Source organism: Candidatus Uabimicrobium amorphum (assembly GCF_009002475.1).
GTDB lineage: Bacteria > Planctomycetota > Uabimicrobiia > Uabimicrobiales > Uabimicrobiaceae > Uabimicrobium > Uabimicrobium amorphum.
The window spans coordinates 8,691,199-8,712,828 of sequence record NZ_AP019860.1; the positions used below are offsets into that span (position 1 = coordinate 8,691,199).

Here is a 21,630-nt window from a genome sequence, read left to right on the forward strand (position 1 = left end):
CGGAGAACAGGTGTGTTTCGCAAAGTTGTGCAAACCGATTGTATGAAGCGTAGAGTTGTAAAATATTACAGCACTACTCCCATGTCTTCGCATATGATCATGCGTTTTGAAAAATACGCAAAAGTCGAAACATTTCCATTATTAAAAACATATAAGGTCAATGTTCCACACCAATTTTTGATCCAAGGAATTATAGATGGCTATCAGTTTAGCGTATCTTACAAAAACGAACATTGGCAAAAACACGAGGAAAAACTGGACATAGATCTGGGCATAGAGGCAAAAGAAAATCTGGCAGAAAAAATATACTTCGATTACAACGCCACAACCCCTCTCGATCCAAGAGTATTACAAAAAATAATGCCTTTTTTACAAAACTTGTATGCCAACCCCCACAGCGCGCACTCACTAGGACAAAAAGTAAATGACGAACTACAAAAAGCGCGTAGTAAAGTAGCAAAAATCATCGCGTGCTCTCCACACGAATTGATTTTTACCTCTGGGGGTACGGAAAGCATTAATATGGCATTGTTGGGTGTTGTGCGCCACGAAAAAAATAGTCAAAAGCGCAATACCATTATTACTGCGGCAACAGAACACAGCGCGACATTAAAAACGTGTGCTTTTTTACAAAGCCAGGGTTTTAAGATCAAATACTTACCTCTTGAAAATGGCATAGTATCACTCTCTGCTTTAGAAGAATATCTTGATGAACAAACCTTACTCGTCACCTTAATGCACGTAAACAACGAAGTGGGAACAATACAGCCTGTAGAGAAAATAGGACAAATTGTACGAAATTCACCTGCACTTCTGCACATAGATGCCGTTCAAGCCTTAGGTAAAATACCAATAGATGTGCAAAAAATCCATGTAGATTTACTATCTATTTCCGCACACAAAATTTATGGTCCTAAAGGCATCGGAGCACTTTATGTCAACGAGCAAGTAAACATATCTCCGATTATATGGGGTGGGAGTCAAGAATATCAACTGCGCGCGGGAACACAAAACGTCCCGGGAATTATCGGCATGGGAGAAGCATGCCAAATTGCTCTTCGCGAAATGGAAAAAAATAGCTGCCATTTCCATACAATGCGTCAACATTTTTTGCAACAGCTCGCTCAAAAGCAAATCACTTTCAAGTTAAATCATCAACTACCGACTTCTCTCCCCACAACGTTAAACATTTCCTTTCCGGAAATCGACGGAGATACACTAATGATGATGCTGGACGAAAAAGGAGTTATTGTCTCCCGTGGCGCAGCATGCAATTCCAAATCTCAGGAGCCATCTGCCACATTGTTGTCTTTGGGAATTTCACAATCACAGGCACGTAATTCTCTGCGTTTTAGTTTTGGGAAATATACGACCAGCGAAGAAATAAACATTTGTATAAATTCCATAGCTGAAATCAAGAAAACATTAAACGCGAAAGTACTCTCATGAACCAAACGTCTCTACAACAAGAAGTAGACCGCCATAACCGGCTATCAGAAATTATTCTCGCTGTTTCGCGTGCAAAAAATTTGGAAACTTTGCTCTCCGAAGCCGTAGAAAAGATTTACCATGTATTTAAATTTGATCGCTGTTGGCTGGCGCTTGTCAATGACGAATCGCAAACTTACAACTTACAACTATTGTTTGACGTTGCCAAAAATGATATCAAATACCCTAAAGAAATATTGTTATCAACTGGTATTTGTGGTTGGGTGATTGAAAACCAATTGATGTATTTATCGGGTGACTGCCAAGCACAGCAGGACAGTCTTTTGTTTTCGCAGTCCCTGCTGCCATCGGTGTTGTCGTTACCGCTACAAATTAGCAATACCACAATAGGTGCCATGGCTTTTGCGGCGAAAAACAAAGATCATTTCCAAATAGAAGATATAGAAATGGCCGTCACTTTCACGGTACACATGGCCTTAGCGATAGACCGTTGGCTGCAAGCGGAACGTTTAATTGAAATCAACAAACAACTAGAGCATCGTGTACAAGAAAGAACACGCGAATTACAAAAAACCAACTACACTCTACAACAAAAAATTTTAGAGAGCGAACAAATTCAACAAGAGTTGCAAAGCTCCAAAGAAACAGCCGAAAAAGCCTACCAAGCCAAAAGTCAATTTTTAGCGAATATGAGTCACGAACTGCGCACACCATTAAACTCAGTGATTGGCTATCTCTCTCTCGTTCTTAAAAAATACTTAGAACGAGAAACAAAGCCACATAAACTGCTAAAACGCGCACAAAAGTCGGCAAAAGACTTACTAGAGCTCATCAATAACATTCTCGACCTCTCAAAAATAGAAGCCGGAAAAATGAGTGTCTACATCGAAGAAATTTCGCTAAAAAATATGCTGTCAGACTGTTGTAAAGAAGCGGAGGGACTTATTGTCGAAAAAGACGTGGTAATAAAAACCTGCGATATTCAAGAAGACCTCCCCAAGGTAACCACTGATTTCATGCTATTAAAACAAGTGGTAAAAAATTTACTTAGTAACGCCACAAAATTTACCAAAAAAGGGTATGTTGCCGTTCACGCTTACACCGAAAATGACATAGTTATTGTTCAAGTCGAAGACACAGGATGCGGCATACCAAAGGAAAAACTACAGGTGATATATGACTCCTTTTCCCAGGTAGACGATTCCACAAAAAAACAGTTTGGTGGAACAGGATTGGGGTTGACAATTAGCAAAAAAATTTGCAATATCTTAGGTATTACCATAGACGTAGGTCCAGGAAAAACAAGCGGTACCATTTTTTCATTGAGTATTCCACTAAAGTATAGCAAAAATCACAGTGTCAAAAATACTTCGCGAATAAAAACTAGCGCGCTTATAATGCCTGCGTGGGAAAAAAAACCTCTCATTTGTGTCGCGAGTGAAATTTATGATTCTGTCAAAACTTCGTTGCATGATTTTTCTTTTAAAATGTGTGAGTTTCCGGCAGATAAACAACAAGAAATTTTTGCTTTTTTTCTCACCTCACAACAACGAGATTTATGTGAGGAAATTCAAAAAAGTCATCCACAAAGCTTTCTTTTTGTTTGCACAGACAACGACTCCTCACCACAAAAAACCGACCTAATGACAATCACAAAAGAAAATATTGTCACCACATGGTTATCTTTGTTGCCAGGTAAAAATTGGCAAAATATACTCGTCGTGGATGATCACATAAATAACCTGGACTTAGTGGAACGAACACTGCAAGAATCACACTTAAAGGTACACTTAGCAAATAGCGGACAACAAGCACTTAACTTGATGGAAAACATCGATATCGATTTAGTGTTAATGGATCTCGCCATGCCAGATATGGATGGCTTTGAGACAATGACACACATGAAATGTCGCAATGACATTCCCGTTGTTGCCTGTAGTGCTTTTACCATAAAAAGTTTACAGAAAAAAGCCTTCGAAGCTGGCTGCATATCTTACATTACAAAACCTCTAGATTTCGATAGGTTACTTTTACAAATACAGCAAACAAATCTATTCGTCAAAGTAAAAAAATACCTAGGGCGTGTCATCCATTAAAATTAATTGATGACACGTCCTAAAGTAGACAGTAAATTCGATTGTAATATTGAGAATGAGGATAGAAATGGAATTAAATGAAGAACGTTTCCAAGTAAAATGTCATTTTACACAAGATAACGCGGAATTGGAATTTATTGGAAAAATTGATACGCCAAACCCAGATAAAAGTTTAGATCCTTACTTTTTGGCGTTACATAACAAAGCCTTAACAGATAAAATCCACAATGCCGTATGTAATCTAGAAAAATTAGAATTTCTAAACTCCAATGGAATAAAAAGTATTGTCAATTGGATTTTAAAAATAAAGTCATCGAGCAAAGAACAGCAATATAAAGTAACCCTTGTTACGAACCAGCAATACACATGGCAGCGCTCTAGCATTAATGTTTTATCGTTGATGGCTCCAGAAATCGTTATCGTAAAGTAAGGAAATATTATGACGGAAATTTTAAGCAGCTATGTGAAAATTAGCTACTCTCCACGTTGGGCTTACGTACAAAACATTCGCGACTTTGTGAAAAACTTTTGTATGAATAGCCAACTTTCAGATAGTATCTCAGACAAAATCATGATTGTTGCCAGTGAGCTATTAGAAAATGCGGTAAAGTACAGTTGTCGCGAAGATGTGAGTTTTCGAATGGAAATAGTTCCACAAACACGCAGTGTAAATATCAGTGTGAGTAACTACAGCGAAGAGAAGAATACTGGTATACTGAAGCAAGAATTAGATCAAGTTAACTCACTACCCCCTCAAGAAGCGTACTTGAAAAATTTAGCCCGCGTTGCACAAAACCCCGAAGTCAGTAGGCTCGGTTTCTCTCGTATTCGCTATGAAACGAATGCGGATTTTGATTTATCGATTGAAAAAGACTTTGTCACAATTGTGTGTAAAATTCCCATAGATGAGGCATAAATCTTAGGGCGGACTCATAACCGCCCTAATGTAAAACAATCATGCACAACGAAAATCGAGCTTGCCTCAACTATCGTGAATGATGACGACAAAGTATTAATTACTCCTGTAGCATCTTTGCAATGGCATACGGAAATTCGCGCGCAACAGATTTTTCCTGCGCTTGTTGGAAAAACTTTTGTGACTGAGTTGCCTCTTTGTCCATATAGTAGATACCGCGAAAAAACAATGCATCGTTTTGTAAATCAAACTCGCAATTGCTTGGCTTTCCACGCAGTATACTGTCAAGTAGTTGCACCGTACGCTCATCGACAATATAATTTTGCCATGGCACTTGCGATGCCTTTTCCCAAATCACTCTGGCATTGTCTTTATTCCCTTGTAGGTACTCACATACACCGTGCCATAGTTGGCTAGTCAATAGTAATTGTGGTATGCTAGTGTTTGTGGCGTAAATTTTGCGAAAATATTCTCCCGCTTCTGCGTATTTTTTTTCTGCGAGAAATGCCTGGGCAATGTCTTGCAGCAACAACCCATACTCGCTCATTCCCGCAAGCATGTCCTTCTCTAAAGCTGTGGTTTTCTCCACAACTTCTGCGTTATTTTCTTCGTAGCGCGACACGATGTTGCGTGCAATTTGCAGACGAAAAAGTTGTTTCTTGCTTGCCGCCTGTACTTGGCGACAAATATTTTTGGCTTTTGTAACATCTTTCCTCAGCAATGACATTTTTACACGCACAGCGACTTGCGCTTTTTCCGAGATAGCCAAATTGGCTTTATCAAATTCCCCGTTATTTGCATAGGATTTTGCCACTAGAGACTGAATTCTTGTACGAATCTTACCACGGTGTACTCTGCGCAACAGTTTTTCGCCCATTTCAACGACATCCGTATATTGCTGCAATAAGAATTTATTCCGTAAAGAATGATAGAGATCTAACGTAGACTTATTTGTAAGAGTTGCATATATTTCGTTTGCAGAAGAGGGCGAAACCGTCATTGCAGACATCGACTTGTAAAACGAATAATCTGATTTCTTCGCATTCTCGGTAAAACGCGCATAAAAAGTACGTGCCTCATTTAACTTACCTTGTACACTTAAAACACGTATATATAATATGTGAGCTGGTATTACATATGGGCGACCAACTAAAAACGAATGAAAAAGCTCTTCTGCTTTCGCGTAATTTCCCTTCGTCATTTCTATTTTGCCCGCCATAAACACCAAGTCACCGTATTTACCACGTTTATCTTCGGGAATTTTTTCAATAACTTGCTGCGCTTTATCTATCTCATACTGCGCAATGTAAATATCCGCACTTGCCAACATTCCGGGGATGTATCCCTTATTGCGAAGATCTTCATAAACATCGAGCGCCGCTTGGTATTGCTGTTGTTGTTGGTAAATGCGACCCTTTAGTAACAAATACTCTGGTCGTTCATCCTGTTTCATGACAGCGTCCATAGCCTGCATCGCCTTGTCAAACTCGTCTCGCGTTAAATACAACTGCGCTAAGATGTAATTAAAACGTTGCACTTCGGGATGGTTACTATACAAACGTTGCATTTCTTTGATTGCATCAATTGCCTCTTTGATACGGTTTTGTTTCAAGGCAAAGTTGATACGCATCGTCAGTTCTTGTTGGTACGATTTGTCTATCTTTGGTTTTTTATTTTTGTGGTACATAAACAACGAAATACCCACCAGAACAACGAGAACCAATAAACCTTTTACTTTTGTCATCGCAAACCTCGTAGATCGAAAATTATAGTAAACCAAAATACTTTAACTGTATAGACGCCATTGTCAAATAAATCAAAGCACTCATTGCATCATTAAGTGTGGTAATGAGCGGTCCAGAAGCGATAGCAGGGTCTATCTTTAGTTTGGTAAAAAAAATAGGGACAAAAAACCCTGTACATGTGGAAAAAAATATCGTCAGCAGCATCGAAGAACCGATAATAACTCCGTAAATTATATTCCCCAACCATAACAGAGATACCATACTCACCAAAAATCCACATGTAATACCGATCAGTATGCCTGAGAGTAGTTCGCGACGCGCCAGCTTGCGACGATTACTGTGAAATACGGCCTCATAAGTGAGGTTGCGAATGGTGACCGTGGACGTTTGTAAACCACTGTTACCTCCCATAGCGCAAATGGCAGGAAGAAAAGCAATCAACATTGTTGATTTAGCTAACGTAGATTCAAAACTCTGCAAAACAAAAGCAGAAACCATACTACCACCAAGACAAATACACAACCATGGCAAACGCATACGCGCAACAGAAAACCCAGAGTCTACATGCGACTCATCCGAGTCTACACCCGCCATCCGAAAAACGTCTTCGTCAGCTTCTTCGTGAACAACATCAATGACGTCGTCCATAGTAATACGCCCGAGAAGTTTACCTTCTCCATCCACAACTGGAATGGCTAAAAGATTGTATTTACGTACCGTTTGTCCCACAATTTCCTGGTCATCGTTTACATTTACGGTAATAGGATGCACTTCCATGATATCTTCCACTTTTGCATTTCCAGCGGAAATGATAATATCTTGTAAAGGAATAGAGCCTATCAACTTATCTTCAAAGTCGACAATGTATACGTTTATAATCACTTCATCGGATTGGTATTTGCGAATTTGATCAATAACAGCATCAACGGTATCCCCCACGCGAACCGCCAATAAAATAGGGGTCATAATCCCCCCAGCACTTTCTTCCCCATAGAGTAGCAACGTACGAAATTTGTGCTGGAGTTTTCGGGGTAGTTTATTTAACAACTGTTCCTGGCGATTTTTTGGTAACAAGCTCAGAAAGTCAGCGGCTTCGTCAGGCTCTAATTCATTGAAAAGAGTTAATAAACGATTATCGTCCGTCTCTTCAATAAATTCCGTCTGTAGATCTTCGGGTAACTCGACAAAAACATCTCCACGCTGTTTTTCATCCAATGCTTGAAAAACCTTCAACTGGCGATCTTCTGCTACATTGGATATAATCTCAGCAATGTCGGCAGCGTGGGCTTTTGTGAAAATAGAATGGGTAATCGGAGCCTTTTCGTCTTCATTAAACTGACTTAAAAGCGATTGAACGGCTTTACGATAATTTTTGGTTTTCATAATTTTTTATCTGAGTCCAAGCGAGTTTAAAAATAACAAATAGTAAGACCACACCAGCTATTATTTGTCCCCAAAATAAACGTTCATTCAAAAATTGGTAACCGATAAACACTGCCGATAACGGATACACTAATTCGAGAATGGTCGAGGTCTGAGCAGGTGTATGCTGCAAGCCTTTGTAGTAAATGGACATCGCCACGGCCCCCGCAGTACAAGCAATCCCTAACAAGTACAGCCATTGAGTATATGTAATCACACTAAAAACTTCGCTTAATGGAATATAATCTCCCATGATAAGGCCCATTAAGTAAGAAAAAGGGATAACAATAATAAAACGCACGATTGTGGCCGTTAGAAAATCTATTTTGGTTAAAATAAGTTTGCTAAGAGCTGTAGCAGATCCCCAAGAGGCGGCAGCGCCTAAAGCAAAAAGAGCCGCAAAAATTTCTTCTTTGTTTCCAATAATCTGCGGTACATAGCGTGGAAAAGACAAAAAGTACGCAGCGAGAATTCCCATAGATGCGAGAATAATATAGTTCTTGGTAATCCCCTCTTTGAGTAGAAAATGCGCCAACACAATCGCAAAAATTGGTTGTGTTTGTTGCAATAACACCACAACAGTGTATTGGATATACTGGACTTTGGATAACGCAATCGTATAAAAACAAGTACCTAAAACCCCACCAATAATCGAAACTGCAAACAATATCGCCCACTCTTTGCGAGAAATATTGCGTAACTTGGGAATGGTGAGTGGTGCAAAGGGTAAAAACAAAAGTAAACCAACACTGTGCTCGAGCATAACAAGTGTTGCGGCAGGAATTGTACGTAGCTCACGGCGTAGAATGCCATCTAAGCTCCACAACAACGCTGCAAGAATAATGAGTAAAGGCGATATTTTTTTGATCATGTTTGATAGCTTTAATATAGAGTAAGGGCAAAAGCAGTTACAAGTGCTAAATTTTAAAACATCAAAAAAAAATATTTAGTGTAATGCAAGAGAAATCTGCGAAAAATTTATAATCCGGCTTGAAAAGTTCGTCAAAATTATGTACTATCGTGAATAGTTAATGTGGTTTAAATAGAACTTCTTTATATAAAGTTGGGTTAAACGTGACATCAGCTCAGGTAATTATCAGAAACGGTAAACAAGCAAATAAAGTTTTTCCACTATCTAAGCACGAAAAGAAAATTATTGGGCGAGAAACTAACTGTAACATCCAAGTTCTAGACAAAGGGGCATCTCGCAACCACTCCCTCATCGAATTTAAGGGAGATCACTTTCTTCTCGTAGACCTTGGAAGTACAAATGGTACTTTTGTAAATGACAAAACCATCATCTCGAAAATACTTGCTGATGGAGATATCATAAAAATAGGACAAACGGAACTGCTATATCGCGTTGTTGAACCAGAAACCGAGACAAAGGTAGCGCCAAGTTCAGTGGGAATGATTGACGAATTTCTTCCCGCCAATAGTATTGTTGAAAAAATAGATGTAGGAAACTCACTATGCGGTGTTTCTCTACAAGATCTACGACAACAGACAGGTGGCGCCAGCGCCAGTACGAACGCAAACTCTGCAGCGAATTACTTATCGACCATATACGAGTTAAGTAACTTAATCAACAAAGAACAAACGCAGATGAAAATGTTCGATGCGATTCTCGAAAAAATTATGGATGTATTTAAACCTGACCGCGCCTACATTATACTTTACAAAAAAGAAGAAGAAAATCCCTTCCACGTTGCTGTTGAAAGAGATACGATCGGCGACCAGCGCAAGATATCTAAAACAATTTTATCCAAAGCTATACTAGATGGCGTTTCTGTAAGATCAGGAAACGCGGCAATGGACGGAGATTTAGCTGGCGGAATGAGCATTGTCGTACAAAAGATAAAGTCGGTGATGTGCGTACCTCTAGAATCCCAAAGTAAAATACTGGGAGCCATATACATAGACTCGGTAGCAAGTACAAACCGATTTAACAAGTCTGATTTAGACCTACTCACAGCTGTGGGAGTTCAAGCAGGTGTCGCCATCGAACGTGCCATCTTATCAGAATCGGCTGTGGAAAAAGAAAAATTGCATCAAGCGATGGAAATTGCACAAAATATCCAACGTAGCATGCTGCCCGACTGCGTCCCTGATAGTTTTGAATACGATTTAGTTGGTTGGAATAAGACCTGTGATGAAACAGGCGGCGACTACTACGACTTTTTTGAACTACCTAGCAATAGATTGGCAATTACTGTAGGAGATGTCACTGGCCACGGTATTGGCGCTGCACTACTTATGGCAACAGCGCGCGCATTTTTGAAAGCACTGGCGATAAAAGCAGATAATGTGACAAATTTAATAAACGAACTCAATTTTCTTTTAGAAAAAGACATGGATGATGACAAGTTTATGACTCTATTCTACGGAGAGTTCGATCCAAAAACAATGCAGTTAACATTTGCCAACGCTGGACACGACAATCCCCTATTGTATCGTGTGGCGCAAAAACAATTCGAAGAGTTGGAAGCAACAGGTATGCCTCTTGGAATTGATGATGAGGAAGAATACGAAGAAGAAACTATCGCGATCAACAAAGGTGACGTACTTATCATGTCCACCGATGGAATTACAGAGGCAATGAATCCAGAAGGCGAACAATTTGGCCAAGAAAGATTTGAGCAGGTAATCATAAATAACGTCCAAAAATCTGCAAACCAAATCATCCGCGAATGTTACAACGCGGTAACCAATTTTTGCCAAGGGGCTGCCCAAAGAGACGACTTGACCTTAGTAGTGATCAAATTCAACTCGCGAATCAAATAAGTTGTTCTAAACTAGAACGTCTAAAATATCGATTTTATCCCTGCAAATGCAGGGATACAGATAAAAATTTTTTACTGTTTTTACTCTGTAAATTCCTGGTCAAGCCAGGAATAGAACCTTTGCAATTCTGTGTATTCTCACCTTACCACACCTCGGTCAACCTCTAAAAAGATATGGATGATGCCTCATGAAAAGTATTAACGCTATTGCGATTTTGGGAATTTTCACAACATTTTTACTTGTTATCATGATGTTGTTCACTCTGGAAAGCTCTCCGGAAATAAAAAAAATAGTGGATATGTCCAACCAAATAAAATTCGACCAAAACTTAGAGTTTGTTTCTATTTATCAAGCGGAGCATCGCTGTCGAGTGCTTATCCAATCCAGTATAAATAACGATACAGATTTAAAAAGTGAAGTAAATAAAATAGGCAATTACATTTGGCGTAAATTTTCATTTGAAGCCCAGTTTGAAGAATTGGAAATCGTTTATCATGGCAAAGTGGGTTCTGGCTGTAATAGAGACACGATTACGGTAAAAGAGAAAATAGACAACCCCATGAAAAAGATGGAATTTCCCTTTAAACGAAAGTAAAAAAAGTGGTCGACAAATCATTTCCACAACAAAGCCGTTTACGTGCAAAATCAGAATTTTCTGCCGTATTTGCCGCAAAAAAGTCCCATGCAGCTCGTTTTTTACGCTGTTACTATAGAAAAAACTCGCTTTCCACGGCACGGCTTGGTATTGTAGTAAGTAGAAAATACGGAAAAGCATACGAACGCAACAGGTTTAAACGCATCATCCGCGAAACATTCCGTTTATATAAAAATCGCGGGGTTTCCATGGATATTGTCGTTTTACCTAACAGAAGAAACAAGAGCCTAAAATACGAAGATTTAGCAAAAGACATGTTCAAATTGTTAGAAAAAAGTTATCGACAACTAGGCGATAAAAAGTCATGATACGCTACACATTTATATTGATGATACGTATATATCAAAAATTTATCAGCCCGTTATTTCCGGGCTGCTGTAGATTTCAACCTACTTGTTCAAGTTACTTTATCGAAGCACTTCAGCGCAAAGGTTTATTCAAAGGTTTTTGCCTGGGGTGTTACCGCATACTGCGTTGCAATCCTTTTTGCGAAGGGGGATATGATCCTGTAGATTAATCCACCAAGAATTTCCTTCATCGTTTACATTATGTTTGGAGTTGTATGATGTTTAAAAAGTTTGTGCATTTTATTAGCTTACGCTACATAAAAACGCGAAAGGTCACGCGGTTTGCCATAGCAGGCATCGCTGTTGGAGTAATGGTACTCCTGGTTGTTATCTCAGTAATGGATGGTTTTATCAAGGAATTTAAATCTAGACTACAAGGTGCTTTATCTGATGTCATCGTAACGGTACGCACTCCGCAAATGAATTACTACCAAATAGAAGATGTGGTAAAAAAACATCCCAATGTTCGCTCATGTTCTCCACACCTAGACGGTTTGGTCCTCATAGGAACAGGACGTTTTTATGCAGGGGGAATCGTTCTCGGTATCGACTACGAAAAAGAATATAAAGTCGGAAAATTGCGCGACTATTTGGTTACCTCGTATAAATCGCAAAAACTACGCAGCGAAAAAATATTTGAGGACAATGTCAAGCGCTCCTATGAAATGCATGTCAATTGGGTTGTACAAGCAGGAAGTGTCGTCGCCGAAGACGGTATCTATCCAGCAGGTACACGTATCATTTGTGAAAAAGTTGTCAAATTTGTAAATAAAGATCCTAAAGGCTCTAAAGAAACACGCCCCTCGACGAGTTTAGTCGCTTACACATTTAACAAACAAAATAAAATTATTTTCATTGAAGACGATCTTCCTCTAGATGAACTGGAAGACGCCGCCAGGCTATCCGACGAAGGACGACAAAAATGGCAACAACTTTTCAACAATATGGCAAAACACTTCCGTAAACGCGAGTTACTACAATATCTAGCGCACTTTGATGAAAACCTACGTACTCATAATGGTGAAATGTTAGGTGCCGTAGATCCACAAAATCCTTTTTCTACAGAAGAAGAAGGTGTCCGACCTGTGATTATGGGTCATGAATTGATGAAAAACCTGCAACTAAAACGCGGGGACGAAATCGGTTTAATGACCGGAAAACGCGATGAAGAGCAAAATGAGCTCAAACCCATTACGCGTAAATTTGTCGTTGTAGGTTCTTTCCGTTCTGGTTGGCAAGAAATTGATGCGCGCATGTGTTATACACGCCGCTCAGACCTCCATGGTTTTATAGATTGGCCCAATGATGTCAAGGAAGTCTGTGTTGCTTTAAAAGACCCTTCACTTGCCGAGCAAACCAAGTATGAAATTTACGATATGCTCAACAAAAGCAGTCTACGTGCTGCGTTTAGCGTGGAAAGATGGGAAGACAGACGTCGTACATTTCTATCAGCCATTCAGATGGAACGACGCGTCATGTATTTTATTTTGTTCTTTATCGTAATACTTGCCATTACCATGTTAATGATCATACTAGTACTGTTAGTAAAAGAGAAAACCAAAGACATCGGTATTTTAAGATCGATGGGGGCCTCCACATACGACATTATGTGGATTTTCTTGTTTAACGGAGTCCTCATTAGTTTCTTAGGAGCGCTGATAGGTTGCGGTTTAGGAACCTTTATTAGTAGCAATGTCAATCACATTGCCGATATTATATTTGAATATACAGGATTTAGAGTCTTTCCACGAGATGTTTACTATCTCGACGAAATTCCCTCCGAATTAAATCTAGCGAGTGTATTGTGGATTGTATTTCCCACACTATTTGCTTCGCTAATTTTTTGTGCTATTCCTGCATTTTTTGCCTCGCGAATGACGCCCGTAGAAGCTTTAGCTGATCGCAAACGCGAAAAAAGTTCGCGAAAAAACACCCCACGCGTATTGCAAAGTTTGACAACCATAAAAGATGGTGTTTTATCGACAAAGGAACTCAACAAAGAATATATGATGGGTTCACAAAACTTACATATCTTAAATGACCTCGATATCGAGTTTGCCCCAGGTAAAATTTCTGCAATCATTGGACCTTCTGGTGCTGGAAAAAGTACTTTGTTACACTTGATAGGATTATTAGATGATCCCACATCAGGACAAATTTATCTTGATGGAATCAACCTAGACTCTCTATCACAAAAACAACGCTGTAAGATTCTCAATGGTAAAATTGGTTTTATTTTCCAATTTTATCACTTATTTCCTGAATTTACGGCATTGGAAAATGTTCTTCTTGCCACGATGGTAAGCAACGACATGTTTTCATGGCCGATGGTGAAGAAGAAAAAGACAGAAGAAGCAGTAAAACTACTCACCCAATTCGGTTTGGAAAATCGTTTAAATCACTTACCAAATCAACTTTCTGGTGGAGAACGTCAACGAGTGGCTATTGCCAGAGCGCTTGTCAACAATCCGCAAATCGTTTTGTGCGATGAACCAACCGGAAACCTTGATGAAGAAAACTCCAAATCCATTCAAGATCTTCTCTGGGAACTGAACGAACAATTTCAGCAAACATTTATCATCGTGACTCATGACCTAAATATAGCGCGCAGAGCACACGATGTATATCAACTAGAGCACGGTAAACTGGTAAAAAAAGACTCGAATAATCTGACTCAATAACACATTAGGGCACAATAGTGCCCTATCGTTTTTTTATGGATATTTTACATGAACCTACCAAATATGCTTACAATTTTTCGCATAGCGCTAAGTCCAATATTTATGGTATTTTTCTTGTGGGGCACTCCTACAACAAGAATTATAGCGCTATCTATTGTCTTTGTGTCAGAATGGACAGATTTACTAGACGGTTACCTAGCGCGTAAATACAAGCTAGTTACCGATGTTGGTAAACTACTAGATCCTCTTGCCGATAGATTATTTCGTTTTTCTATCTTCTTATGTTTTCTCGTACAAGGATATGCGGAAATATGGATGGTGGCAATATTTTTCTATCGCGACGCGATCGTTTCATGGCTACGCACCATTGCTGCTTCTCAAAATCAAATTCTTGCGGCACGCCTAAGTGGAAAATTAAAAGCTCTTTCTCAAGCAGCCGCCACTTTTTTTATTATTCTTTTAGTGACCATAAACGACTGGACTCCTGTCCCTCATCTCACAACAATTAACTATTCACTCATGATGATGACAACCGTGATCACTCTTTATTCCGGACTTGAGTATTTTTGGGCAAATACAGTTGTGATAAAAACGGCTTTTATGGACAAGGAACAAAATGCCTAGTCTGAGCTATCAACAGCTTTCACTCATACACAAAGAAAATAGCGATGTGATTACCGATGGAATGATTCAGAAAATACATCAGCCACAGAAAGAATTTTTGCTACTGCAAATTCGCAAACCACAAATCAACCATCGCTTGTTTTTTTCTTTTGAACAACAAAATATCGCTTTTTATCTCACAAATAAATCATGGCAAAATCCCTCTTCTCCACCTTTCTTTTGCCAACTACTGCGCAAATACATCCTCAACGGGCGTATTACCGAATTTTCCCTTGCGGAGAATGATCGTTTGTTGACCATAAAAGTCCAAACGCGCCGCGAAGAAAATTTGCATGTGCATTTTCTCCTATGTGAAATGTGGGGACGTAGTGGTAATGCTTATCTGCTCAATGAGAGTAAAAACATCTTGGGGTCTCTTTATCCCAACAAAAAGCCTCGAGACTATTTCGCCGTTATGGACGAACAACCCAAATCGACAAAGACGACACCTAAAAAGAATTTTTTAGAAGAGTACTGTACACAACAAGCACAGTTTCCTTGGAATGAAGCGGCGGACTATTTTTTTTCCCGACATCTAGAAGAACAAAAGAAAAGTAGACAAATACAGCTACTCACATCTTTGATTAACAAGGAACAAAAGAAATTAAAAAATAAAATTACAAAATTACAAAATAGTTTACAAGATGCCAAAAATAGCGATGACTTGCGCGTAAAAGGCGAATTATTAAAAAGTAATATGCATTTAGCAAAGCGCGGTACAAAAAATATCAAAGTGATCAATTACTTTGCAGAAAATCCCAACGATTTTTTGCAAATAGAACTCGACGAACGCAAAGATGCCAAAGAAAATATGCAACAGTATTTTAAACGCTATCGCAAACTACAAGATGGCCTACCTTTTCTAAAAAAACAAATAGAAAAAGCACAACGAGAAAAAGAGATCAACAACAAACGACTCGAAGAACTACAAAAAGGTAACATACCATCAATATCACAACTTCCTCCTAAATGGCAACGTCAGCTACAAAAGTCTTCAACGAAAAGTTCTCCACAAAATATTCCACAAAAACAACGCGATTGTTACTATAAATTTACCTCGCAAGACAACGTCACAATATTAGTGGGTCGTGGAAGCAGGGATAATGATCAACTAACTTTCCAGGTAGCTAAAGGTAACGATATTTGGCTACACACCGAGGATTACCCAGGTGCGCATGTCGTCGTACTCAATCGTGAAAAAAAGGAACCTCCCCAGCGCACACTATTCGACGCTGCGCAACTAGCGGTGTACTATAGCAAGGCCAAGAATCATCCAAAAGTTTCCATTTCATACACAAAACGCAAAAATGTCTCCAAGCCAAAAAAATCCAAACCAGGTTTGGTGTACTTATCCAGCAAAAAAAACTTAGTCATTATTCCGGATAAAGATATACTGGAAAAACTATTAGCTACCAAAGATACTTAAGTTAAATCAAACAATGAAAAAGGAGTAACGCCATGAAAATGACACGTCGCTACTTTTTAAAGTCAGCAGGACTACTAAGTCTTTACTGTGGGTTGAGTCCTATACTTGCTGACATAGAAGATGTCAAAGTCACACGTAATAAAACCCTCGTTGTCATTTTTTTACGCGGGGGTATGGACGGTCTGAACTTCATCGTCCCTTATAACGATCCTCATTACTATCAACTGCGTAACTCTTTAGCGATTCCCAAAAGCGGCGAAAATGCCGCTCTTGATCTCGATGGTTTCTTTGGCTTACATCCGAAAGCCGCCTCTTTAGCTCCTTTCTTTGCTGAGGGTTCAGCAGTGGCTTTACACGCTGTGGGATATTCGCAAAACACACGTTCACATTTTGAAGAGCAAGATGTATGGGAAACCGGTGTTATTGGTAACACTGTAAACTCGGATGGTTGGTTAAATCGACATCTACTCACTTCCGAAGGCCACGGCCCTATACGTGCGATTTCTATCGGTGATAATCTTCCGCGCATATTACGTGGCAAAGCCCCGGCGTACTCTATCCGAGGTTTGGATAATCTCGCCATACCCAAAGAACTCCAAGAATCGCAAATGATGGCCGCTTTGGAAAGCGCCTATTCTTCACCCACAGATAAAAACAACGCCGCGTATCAACTCTCTCAAGCGGGCAAAGAAACTTTAGATAGTATCGAAATACTACAAAAGGTAGCCAATAATCCCTACAATCCAAAAGTAACATATCCGAACACACCTTTGGGAAAAAAGCTACAACAAACAGCACAACTCATTAAGGCCAATATTGGCATTGAGGTGGTTGAGATAGACTATGGAGGCTGGGATACTCATCGTCAACAAGGCGGAGTAAACGGTCGCTACGCGAATATGGTACAAAACCTTAGCCAAAGCATTTCTTCTTTTGCAAAAGATTTACAAAGCAAATTGGATGATGTATTGGTCATTACCATAAGCGATTTTGGACGCACGGCAAGAGAGAATGGAACTCGGGGAACGGATCATGGCTGGGCAAACTGCATGTTTGTTATGGGTGGCGGTGTAAAAAAGCAGAAAAAACCAATTATTGCCAACTGGCCTGGTTTAGCGCCAGAACAGTTATACCAAGGCCGAGACTTAAAACACACCATAGATTTTCGCGACGTACTTGCCGAAGTCGTGGGGACACATTTGGGAAACAATAATCTACAAAAAATTCTTCCACAACACCAATTTAAAAAAGTAGATTTTTTAAACTAAAACCATAATATATTTGCGAGTTCCACTACGATGACAGTAATTATTGCTGTCTAATGGATCTCACAAACCGTTATTTACAAGAGGCGAAATAATGAGTATTCGAGCATTGGATCTGGTAAATTTAGAACGCTATCCTATTGACGATTTACAAAGTGACTTAGCAAAAAAAGTCATCGAGAATTGTCGTTCGCAACTACAAAAAAATGGAGCCTGTGCTTTGCCGGGTTTTCTCAAGAAAAGTGTTATGGATTCCATGGTCGAAGAAAGTGAAAAACTAGCCTCTAAATCAAGACGTTCTCTGTGGTTTTTAAATACTTACACCAACGATGACGACACTTCTCTCCCTGAAAATCACCCACGTCGCCGTTGGTTTCCATCTAGTTTATGCACGGTTGCTTACGACCAAATTCCTACAGAGGATAAGATCTACATACTTTACAACTGCAATGCCTTAACAGAATTTATTGCCGCAGCTTTAGGGTTAGAGAAAATCTATCGTTTTGCCGATGAGTTTCAAGCTTTGAATGTAACGTACATGGGCGACGGTGATCAGCTTTCTTGGCACTACGATCTCAATGATTTTGTAGTCACTTTACTACTACAAGAGCCTCTTTCCGGTGGTGAATTTGAGTATGCCGCTAATCTTCGTAATAAAGACGCTGGAGAAGAAAACTACGATGATGTCGCGAAGGTTTACAATGGGTCTAGTTCCCATTTACAAATTATGAAACAGCAAGCGGGAACTCTAGTATTGTTTCAGGGAATCAATTCTTTACATCGTGTGCGTTGTACTTATGGCAAAAAGAAACGCATTACAACCATTTTAGGTTATCACAAAAATCCTGATTACAAAGCCACGAATGAAGTAAATGTATACTTGTATGGTCCACGTGTACAAAAAATTCTAGAAGAAAGAGGTGTGTCTTTTGATAAAAATTAACAATGGGGACCATGCAGACAATAAATAGTTGAAAAAGTAATGGCATGTTGTATATCTAAAGTATTAAAAAATACGCTCACGTTAGACACGAGCGTATTTTTTATTGCTATGTGCAAAACCACAACACTTTAGCTAACTGATGTTTCTAATTTTTGTTCCGAATGCGCAGAATTAGAATCTAGCTTAAAGTTCTCCACTTTCGTTTTTTCAGGTGTTCTAGCTACGGCACAATATTTTCGCCATGCCCAGATATTTTTTCCTAAAGACATAGGTACGGAATGCGCAGATTCAAATCCACAATGAATGCACTTGTTGATAAACTCTTTTTTACTTGTGCTTTTTCCCTTCCAAAATAATAGGACAATCCAATTAATAATTCCCTTTTGGTGCCCAATATTTGCAAGATAACCTTTGGGTTTTAACAAGGAAAATAAAAAAGGAAGTACTATTTTCAAATTGCCGTACTCAGTCAAAGATCCGGTACTGATAATCAAATCAAAAGAGTGTGGCTCAAAAGTAAATTCTTCCCCACTCTCAAAATCATAGAACTCCTGTTTATTGTAGTCCCCCTGTATCAATCTTACATCCGAAATTTTTGTCTTGCATAACCCCAACATACTGGCAGATATATCGAGGCCTGTGATTTTGGCATCTGGATACATCTCCTTTAACTTAGTTAGTGCAATTCCTGTTCCACATCCTACATCGAGTATATGAGGATTTTCGGGAAGCGTTATATTCGCCTGTGTAATATATTCCTCTATTACATCTTTGTAGCCCCACTTTTGTAAGGAGGTATCATATTGGGAGGCTATTTTTTCATAATGTTGCTTTACTTTTTCCATGAATAAGCTCGAAACTGTGAAATAATCAAAATAACATTGTTCATATGCTGATTATAACAAATTAATCCTTCACTACAAGAAGCTATATTTAATAATTCGCAGTCAAACCAGCGCATACAACTATCATTCTTTCTCTAGACATTTTCGCAAAAACCATTTGCGATGGCATTCGAGTTACGAAGCAAATTTGATGCCACTTTACATCTATACAGGCAATATATTTTCTCTTTTCACATGTCTAAAAAATGTAAGTGTAAAACAAATAACGTGTTACTCATCAACAACAAAGTCAATATCGCGTTCTCTCTCTTTATAAAATTCATATACATCTAAAAAGGCTTCCAAGCTCATTAGTTGCTCGGAAAATTTTGTATAAATTTTCACTTTAGCGGTTCTGTGGTCTAAATTGTCATACAACACACTAACCAACCCTCTTACGTTGGCAGGCGTTATCCGGCCAATGATATTTACCCGCAAGGTATCGACATTACTTAGTAAAAATTCATATACTTGATAGATACGTAACCGTTGTATCGTAGTGTTAACAACTAGGTAATCGACTTTTCCTTTATGAAGGTCAAAAAAGTCGATATATCCACCATAGAATTGAGTATTTTGCATAATTCCCACCTGTAACTCGCGAAAATGGCAATTGGTAAATTCACATTGAGACACTTGCTTCATCGCAATAGAGTTACGAAAACTACAATTCTCGAACTTAGTATTTTCCAACACGCTCTGCTCGGAGGTGTAAATAGCGCAACCGTTATAAAAAACGCCACTTTCCAGTGTTGTCGTAATCGTTTTTTTTAAAATCTTCACAACTTTCCCCGTCAAATCTTTTCCTTTTTACAGTGATTATTTTATAATTATAAACAGGCTCTCATTACAACAAAAAAATCTTGCAAAAAACCGAGGTGGCAAAATGATATACAACAAACATCAAGAAACCCTTCCACGCATAGAAATAGAAAAACTACAACTACAAAGATTACAAACAACCATTGCTAAAGTAAAGAAGGCCGTTCCTTTTTATCAACAACAGTTGCAAAAAATTGACGACATAAAACACCTAGAAGACCTATCCTCACTACCATTTACCACAAAATCCGACCTACGTGACCATTATCCATTTGCGATGTTTGCGGTAAGCACCAGCGAAGTACATCGTATCCACGCCTCTTCTGGCACAACAGGTAAACCTACAGTCGTCGGTTACACAAAACAAGATCTAGAAACCTGGGCAGAAGTTTGTGCGCGCTCTTTAGTCATGAGCGGTGCAAAACCAGGACAAATTTTTCAAAACGCGTATGGATACGGATTGTTCACCGGTGGACTGGGCATGCATTATGGGGCGGAAAAACTGGGCATGGCTGTTATTCCCATCTCAGGAGGTAATACTGCGCGACAAATTTTACTCTTACAAGACTTTGGTCCACAAGTACTTGCTTGTACTCCCTCATACGCCCTAACCTTGATAGATTCACTACAGAAACAACAAGTGACAAATTTAGCTCTTAAAACACTAATTTTAGGGGCCGAACCATGGACAGAAGCTATGCGTGACGAAATCGAAAACAAGCTAAACGTAAATGCCATAAACATTTACGGACTAAGTGAGATCATTGGTCCAGGTGTTTCTTGCGAATGTCATCAAGCGAAAAACGGCGCACATATTTTTGAGGATCACTTTATCGTAGAAGTGATCGACCCAGATAGTGGAGACGTTCTACCAGAAGGAGAGACGGGTGAATTAGTGTTTACCACCATAACGAAAGAAGCCTCGCCTCTCATTCGCTACCGTACACGAGATATCGCTTCCGTGACCAAAGAACCATGTATTTGCGGACGCACTCATGCGCGAATGTCGCGTGTGATCGGACGCAATGACGACATGCTAATTATTCGTGGCGTCAACGTTTTTCCCTCGCAAATTGAATCGGCGTTGGTTTCCATGCCGGAGATTGCCCCACATTATCAATTAATCGTCGACAAAAAACAACGTCTAGATACACTAGAGGTACAAGTTGAGGTACAACCACAGATAGAAATCAGCGAACAAATTACAGAAACCCTCACCGCAAAAATAGCACACTCTTTACGTGAAGAACTAGGACTCAACGCTCACATAAAATTAATGTCTCCAGGGTCTATACCAAGATGCGAAGGCGGAAAAGCCGTTCGCGTTAGCGACCTGCGTTAAAAGTGCACATTTGTAGAAACGGGCGGGCACAAAAAAGTCCGCCTTACATTTGGAGTCGCTTTGTGCCTTTTTGCTTTTGTCCTTCTTGTTTAATTTATAACATCATATAAAATTGAACACTGTTAACCTTCATACGTCCCCTAAAAAAACTCTACAAGCCTCATACTTATTGGCATCTAAATATTCTTTC

General features: G+C 39.3%; 19 protein-coding genes. 14 read left to right on the plus strand and 5 right to left on the minus strand.

Translation table 11 applies throughout. The annotated features are described in order from the left end of the window. Positions 1 to 12: 12 nt before the first annotated feature. The 4 genes from UABAM_RS30520 to UABAM_RS30535 all read left to right on the plus strand — a co-directional run bounded on the left by UABAM_RS30520 (position 13) and on the right by UABAM_RS30535 (position 4,461). The gene (locus UABAM_RS30520) at positions 13 to 1,449 is read left to right on the plus strand and encodes a cysteine desulfurase family protein (protein WP_151971771.1); all 1,437 of its coding nucleotides are present in this window, start codon (positions 13 to 15) and stop codon (positions 1,447 to 1,449) included. After that, entirely contained in the window at positions 1,446 to 3,545 is a 2,100-nt protein-coding gene (locus UABAM_RS30525) for a hybrid sensor histidine kinase/response regulator (protein ID WP_151971772.1), read from the plus strand. Before UABAM_RS30520 ends, UABAM_RS30525 begins: the two co-directional genes overlap by 4 nt. A gap of 67 nt (positions 3,546 to 3,612) precedes the next feature. Continuing rightward, positions 3,613 to 3,975, plus strand: coding sequence for a hypothetical protein (locus tag UABAM_RS30530; protein WP_151971773.1), 363 nt, complete (start codon positions 3,613 to 3,615; stop codon positions 3,973 to 3,975). Between the two features lie 9 nt (positions 3,976 to 3,984). Continuing rightward, complete coding sequence (locus UABAM_RS30535) at positions 3,985 to 4,461, plus strand: ATP-binding protein (protein ID WP_151971774.1); 477 nt, start codon at positions 3,985 to 3,987, stop codon at positions 4,459 to 4,461. Positions 4,462 to 4,561: 100 nt separating this feature from the next. Here the strand turns inward: UABAM_RS30535 and UABAM_RS30540 are convergent, their stop codons facing one another. From UABAM_RS30540 to UABAM_RS30550, 3 genes are read right to left on the minus strand one after another with little or no spacing between them, the layout of a single operon-like run. Further along, positions 4,562 to 6,205, minus strand: a complete 1,644-nt coding sequence (locus tag UABAM_RS30540; protein WP_151971775.1) for a tetratricopeptide repeat protein — start codon at positions 6,203 to 6,205, stop codon at positions 4,562 to 4,564. 22 nt (positions 6,206 to 6,227) lie between these two features. Then, entirely contained in the window at positions 6,228 to 7,589 is a 1,362-nt protein-coding gene (mgtE, locus tag UABAM_RS30545) for a magnesium transporter (protein ID WP_151971776.1), read from the minus strand. After that, entirely contained in the window at positions 7,567 to 8,499 is a 933-nt protein-coding gene (locus UABAM_RS30550; protein WP_151971777.1) for a DMT family transporter, read from the minus strand. The genes mgtE and UABAM_RS30550 overlap by 23 nt, the downstream gene beginning before the upstream one ends. Positions 8,500 to 8,702: 203 nt before the next feature. Between UABAM_RS30550 and UABAM_RS30555 the strand changes: the two genes are divergently transcribed. The 9 genes from UABAM_RS30555 to UABAM_RS30595 all read left to right on the plus strand — a co-directional run bounded on the left by UABAM_RS30555 (position 8,703) and on the right by UABAM_RS30595 (position 18,392). After that, positions 8,703 to 10,412: a SpoIIE family protein phosphatase gene (locus tag UABAM_RS30555; RefSeq protein ID WP_151971778.1), complete on the plus strand. Its 1,710-nt coding sequence runs from the start codon at positions 8,703 to 8,705 to the stop codon at positions 10,410 to 10,412. Between the two features lie 187 nt (positions 10,413 to 10,599). Further along, a complete protein-coding gene (locus UABAM_RS30560; RefSeq protein ID WP_151971779.1) occupies positions 10,600 to 11,007 on the plus strand; it encodes a hypothetical protein in 408 nt (135 codons plus the stop codon). Positions 11,008 to 11,012: 5 nt separating this feature from the next. Further along, positions 11,013 to 11,375, plus strand: a complete 363-nt coding sequence (gene rnpA / locus UABAM_RS30565; protein ID WP_151971780.1) for a ribonuclease P protein component — start codon at positions 11,013 to 11,015, stop codon at positions 11,373 to 11,375. Further along, positions 11,372 to 11,584 carry a membrane protein insertion efficiency factor YidD gene (gene yidD / locus UABAM_RS30570; protein ID WP_261343938.1) on the plus strand — a complete coding sequence of 71 codons (213 nt, stop codon included), beginning with the start codon at positions 11,372 to 11,374 and terminating at the stop codon, positions 11,582 to 11,584. Before rnpA ends, yidD begins: the two co-directional genes overlap by 4 nt. A gap of 45 nt (positions 11,585 to 11,629) precedes the next feature. Continuing rightward, positions 11,630 to 14,095, plus strand: coding sequence for an ATP-binding cassette domain-containing protein (locus tag UABAM_RS30575; RefSeq protein ID WP_151971781.1), 2,466 nt, complete (start codon positions 11,630 to 11,632; stop codon positions 14,093 to 14,095). A 48-nt stretch (positions 14,096 to 14,143) separates the two neighbouring features. After that, positions 14,144 to 14,719, plus strand: coding sequence for a CDP-diacylglycerol--glycerol-3-phosphate 3-phosphatidyltransferase (gene pgsA / locus UABAM_RS30580; RefSeq protein WP_151971782.1), 576 nt, complete (start codon positions 14,144 to 14,146; stop codon positions 14,717 to 14,719). Then, a complete protein-coding gene (locus UABAM_RS30585; protein ID WP_151971783.1) occupies positions 14,712 to 16,184 on the plus strand; it encodes an Rqc2 family fibronectin-binding protein in 1,473 nt (490 codons plus the stop codon). The genes pgsA and UABAM_RS30585 overlap by 8 nt, the downstream gene beginning before the upstream one ends. A gap of 32 nt (positions 16,185 to 16,216) precedes the next feature. Next, the gene (locus UABAM_RS30590) at positions 16,217 to 17,452 is read left to right on the plus strand and encodes a DUF1501 domain-containing protein (protein ID WP_151971784.1); all 1,236 of its coding nucleotides are present in this window, start codon (positions 16,217 to 16,219) and stop codon (positions 17,450 to 17,452) included. Positions 17,453 to 17,543: 91 nt separating this feature from the next. Continuing rightward, on the plus strand, positions 17,544 to 18,392 hold the full coding sequence (locus tag UABAM_RS30595) for a HalD/BesD family halogenase (RefSeq protein WP_151971785.1): 849 nt from the start codon (positions 17,544 to 17,546) through the stop codon (positions 18,390 to 18,392). 128 nt (positions 18,393 to 18,520) lie between these two features. Here UABAM_RS30595 and UABAM_RS30600 read toward each other — a convergent pair whose 3' ends face one another. Together UABAM_RS30600 and UABAM_RS30605 are read right to left on the minus strand one after the other, a co-directional pair. Next, positions 18,521 to 19,237: a class I SAM-dependent DNA methyltransferase gene (locus UABAM_RS30600; RefSeq protein ID WP_151971786.1), complete on the minus strand. Its 717-nt coding sequence runs from the start codon at positions 19,235 to 19,237 to the stop codon at positions 18,521 to 18,523. A gap of 270 nt (positions 19,238 to 19,507) precedes the next feature. Beyond that, entirely contained in the window at positions 19,508 to 20,059 is a 552-nt protein-coding gene (locus UABAM_RS30605) for a hypothetical protein (RefSeq protein WP_151971787.1), read from the minus strand. Positions 20,060 to 20,162: 103 nt separating this feature from the next. On the opposite strand from UABAM_RS30605, the gene UABAM_RS30610 reads away from it, so the two are divergent. After that, positions 20,163 to 21,440 carry a phenylacetate--CoA ligase family protein gene (locus UABAM_RS30610; protein WP_151971788.1) on the plus strand — a complete coding sequence of 426 codons (1,278 nt, stop codon included), beginning with the start codon at positions 20,163 to 20,165 and terminating at the stop codon, positions 21,438 to 21,440. Positions 21,441 to 21,630 lie beyond the last annotated feature (190 nt).

What these genes read in the sequence shown, in the direction of transcription:
- mgtE (WP_151971776.1), bottom strand. Translation starts at nt 7,589, where the DNA reads ATGAAAACCAAAAATTATCGTAAAGCCGTTCAATCGCTTTTAAGTCAG.
- UABAM_RS30610 (WP_151971788.1), top strand. Translation starts at nt 20,163, where the DNA reads ATGATATACAACAAACATCAAGAAACCCTTCCACGCATAGAAATAGAA.
- UABAM_RS30600 (WP_151971786.1), bottom strand. Translation starts at nt 19,237, where the DNA reads ATGGAAAAAGTAAAGCAACATTATGAAAAAATAGCCTCCCAATATGAT.
- UABAM_RS30590 (WP_151971784.1), top strand. Translation starts at nt 16,217, where the DNA reads ATGAAAATGACACGTCGCTACTTTTTAAAGTCAGCAGGACTACTAAGT.
- UABAM_RS30535 (WP_151971774.1), top strand. Translation starts at nt 3,985, where the DNA reads ATGACGGAAATTTTAAGCAGCTATGTGAAAATTAGCTACTCTCCACGT.
- yidD (WP_261343938.1), top strand. Translation starts at nt 11,372, where the DNA reads ATGATACGCTACACATTTATATTGATGATACGTATATATCAAAAATTT.
- UABAM_RS30540 (WP_151971775.1), bottom strand. Translation starts at nt 6,205, where the DNA reads ATGACAAAAGTAAAAGGTTTATTGGTTCTCGTTGTTCTGGTGGGTATT.
- UABAM_RS30560 (WP_151971779.1), top strand. Translation starts at nt 10,600, where the DNA reads ATGAAAAGTATTAACGCTATTGCGATTTTGGGAATTTTCACAACATTT.
- UABAM_RS30595 (WP_151971785.1), top strand. Translation starts at nt 17,544, where the DNA reads ATGAGTATTCGAGCATTGGATCTGGTAAATTTAGAACGCTATCCTATT.
- UABAM_RS30585 (WP_151971783.1), top strand. Translation starts at nt 14,712, where the DNA reads ATGCCTAGTCTGAGCTATCAACAGCTTTCACTCATACACAAAGAAAAT.
- pgsA (WP_151971782.1), top strand. Translation starts at nt 14,144, where the DNA reads ATGAACCTACCAAATATGCTTACAATTTTTCGCATAGCGCTAAGTCCA.
- UABAM_RS30530 (WP_151971773.1), top strand. Translation starts at nt 3,613, where the DNA reads ATGGAATTAAATGAAGAACGTTTCCAAGTAAAATGTCATTTTACACAA.
- UABAM_RS30525 (WP_151971772.1), top strand. Translation starts at nt 1,446, where the DNA reads ATGAACCAAACGTCTCTACAACAAGAAGTAGACCGCCATAACCGGCTA.
- UABAM_RS30550 (WP_151971777.1), bottom strand. Translation starts at nt 8,499, where the DNA reads ATGATCAAAAAAATATCGCCTTTACTCATTATTCTTGCAGCGTTGTTG.
- UABAM_RS30575 (WP_151971781.1), top strand. Translation starts at nt 11,630, where the DNA reads ATGATGTTTAAAAAGTTTGTGCATTTTATTAGCTTACGCTACATAAAA.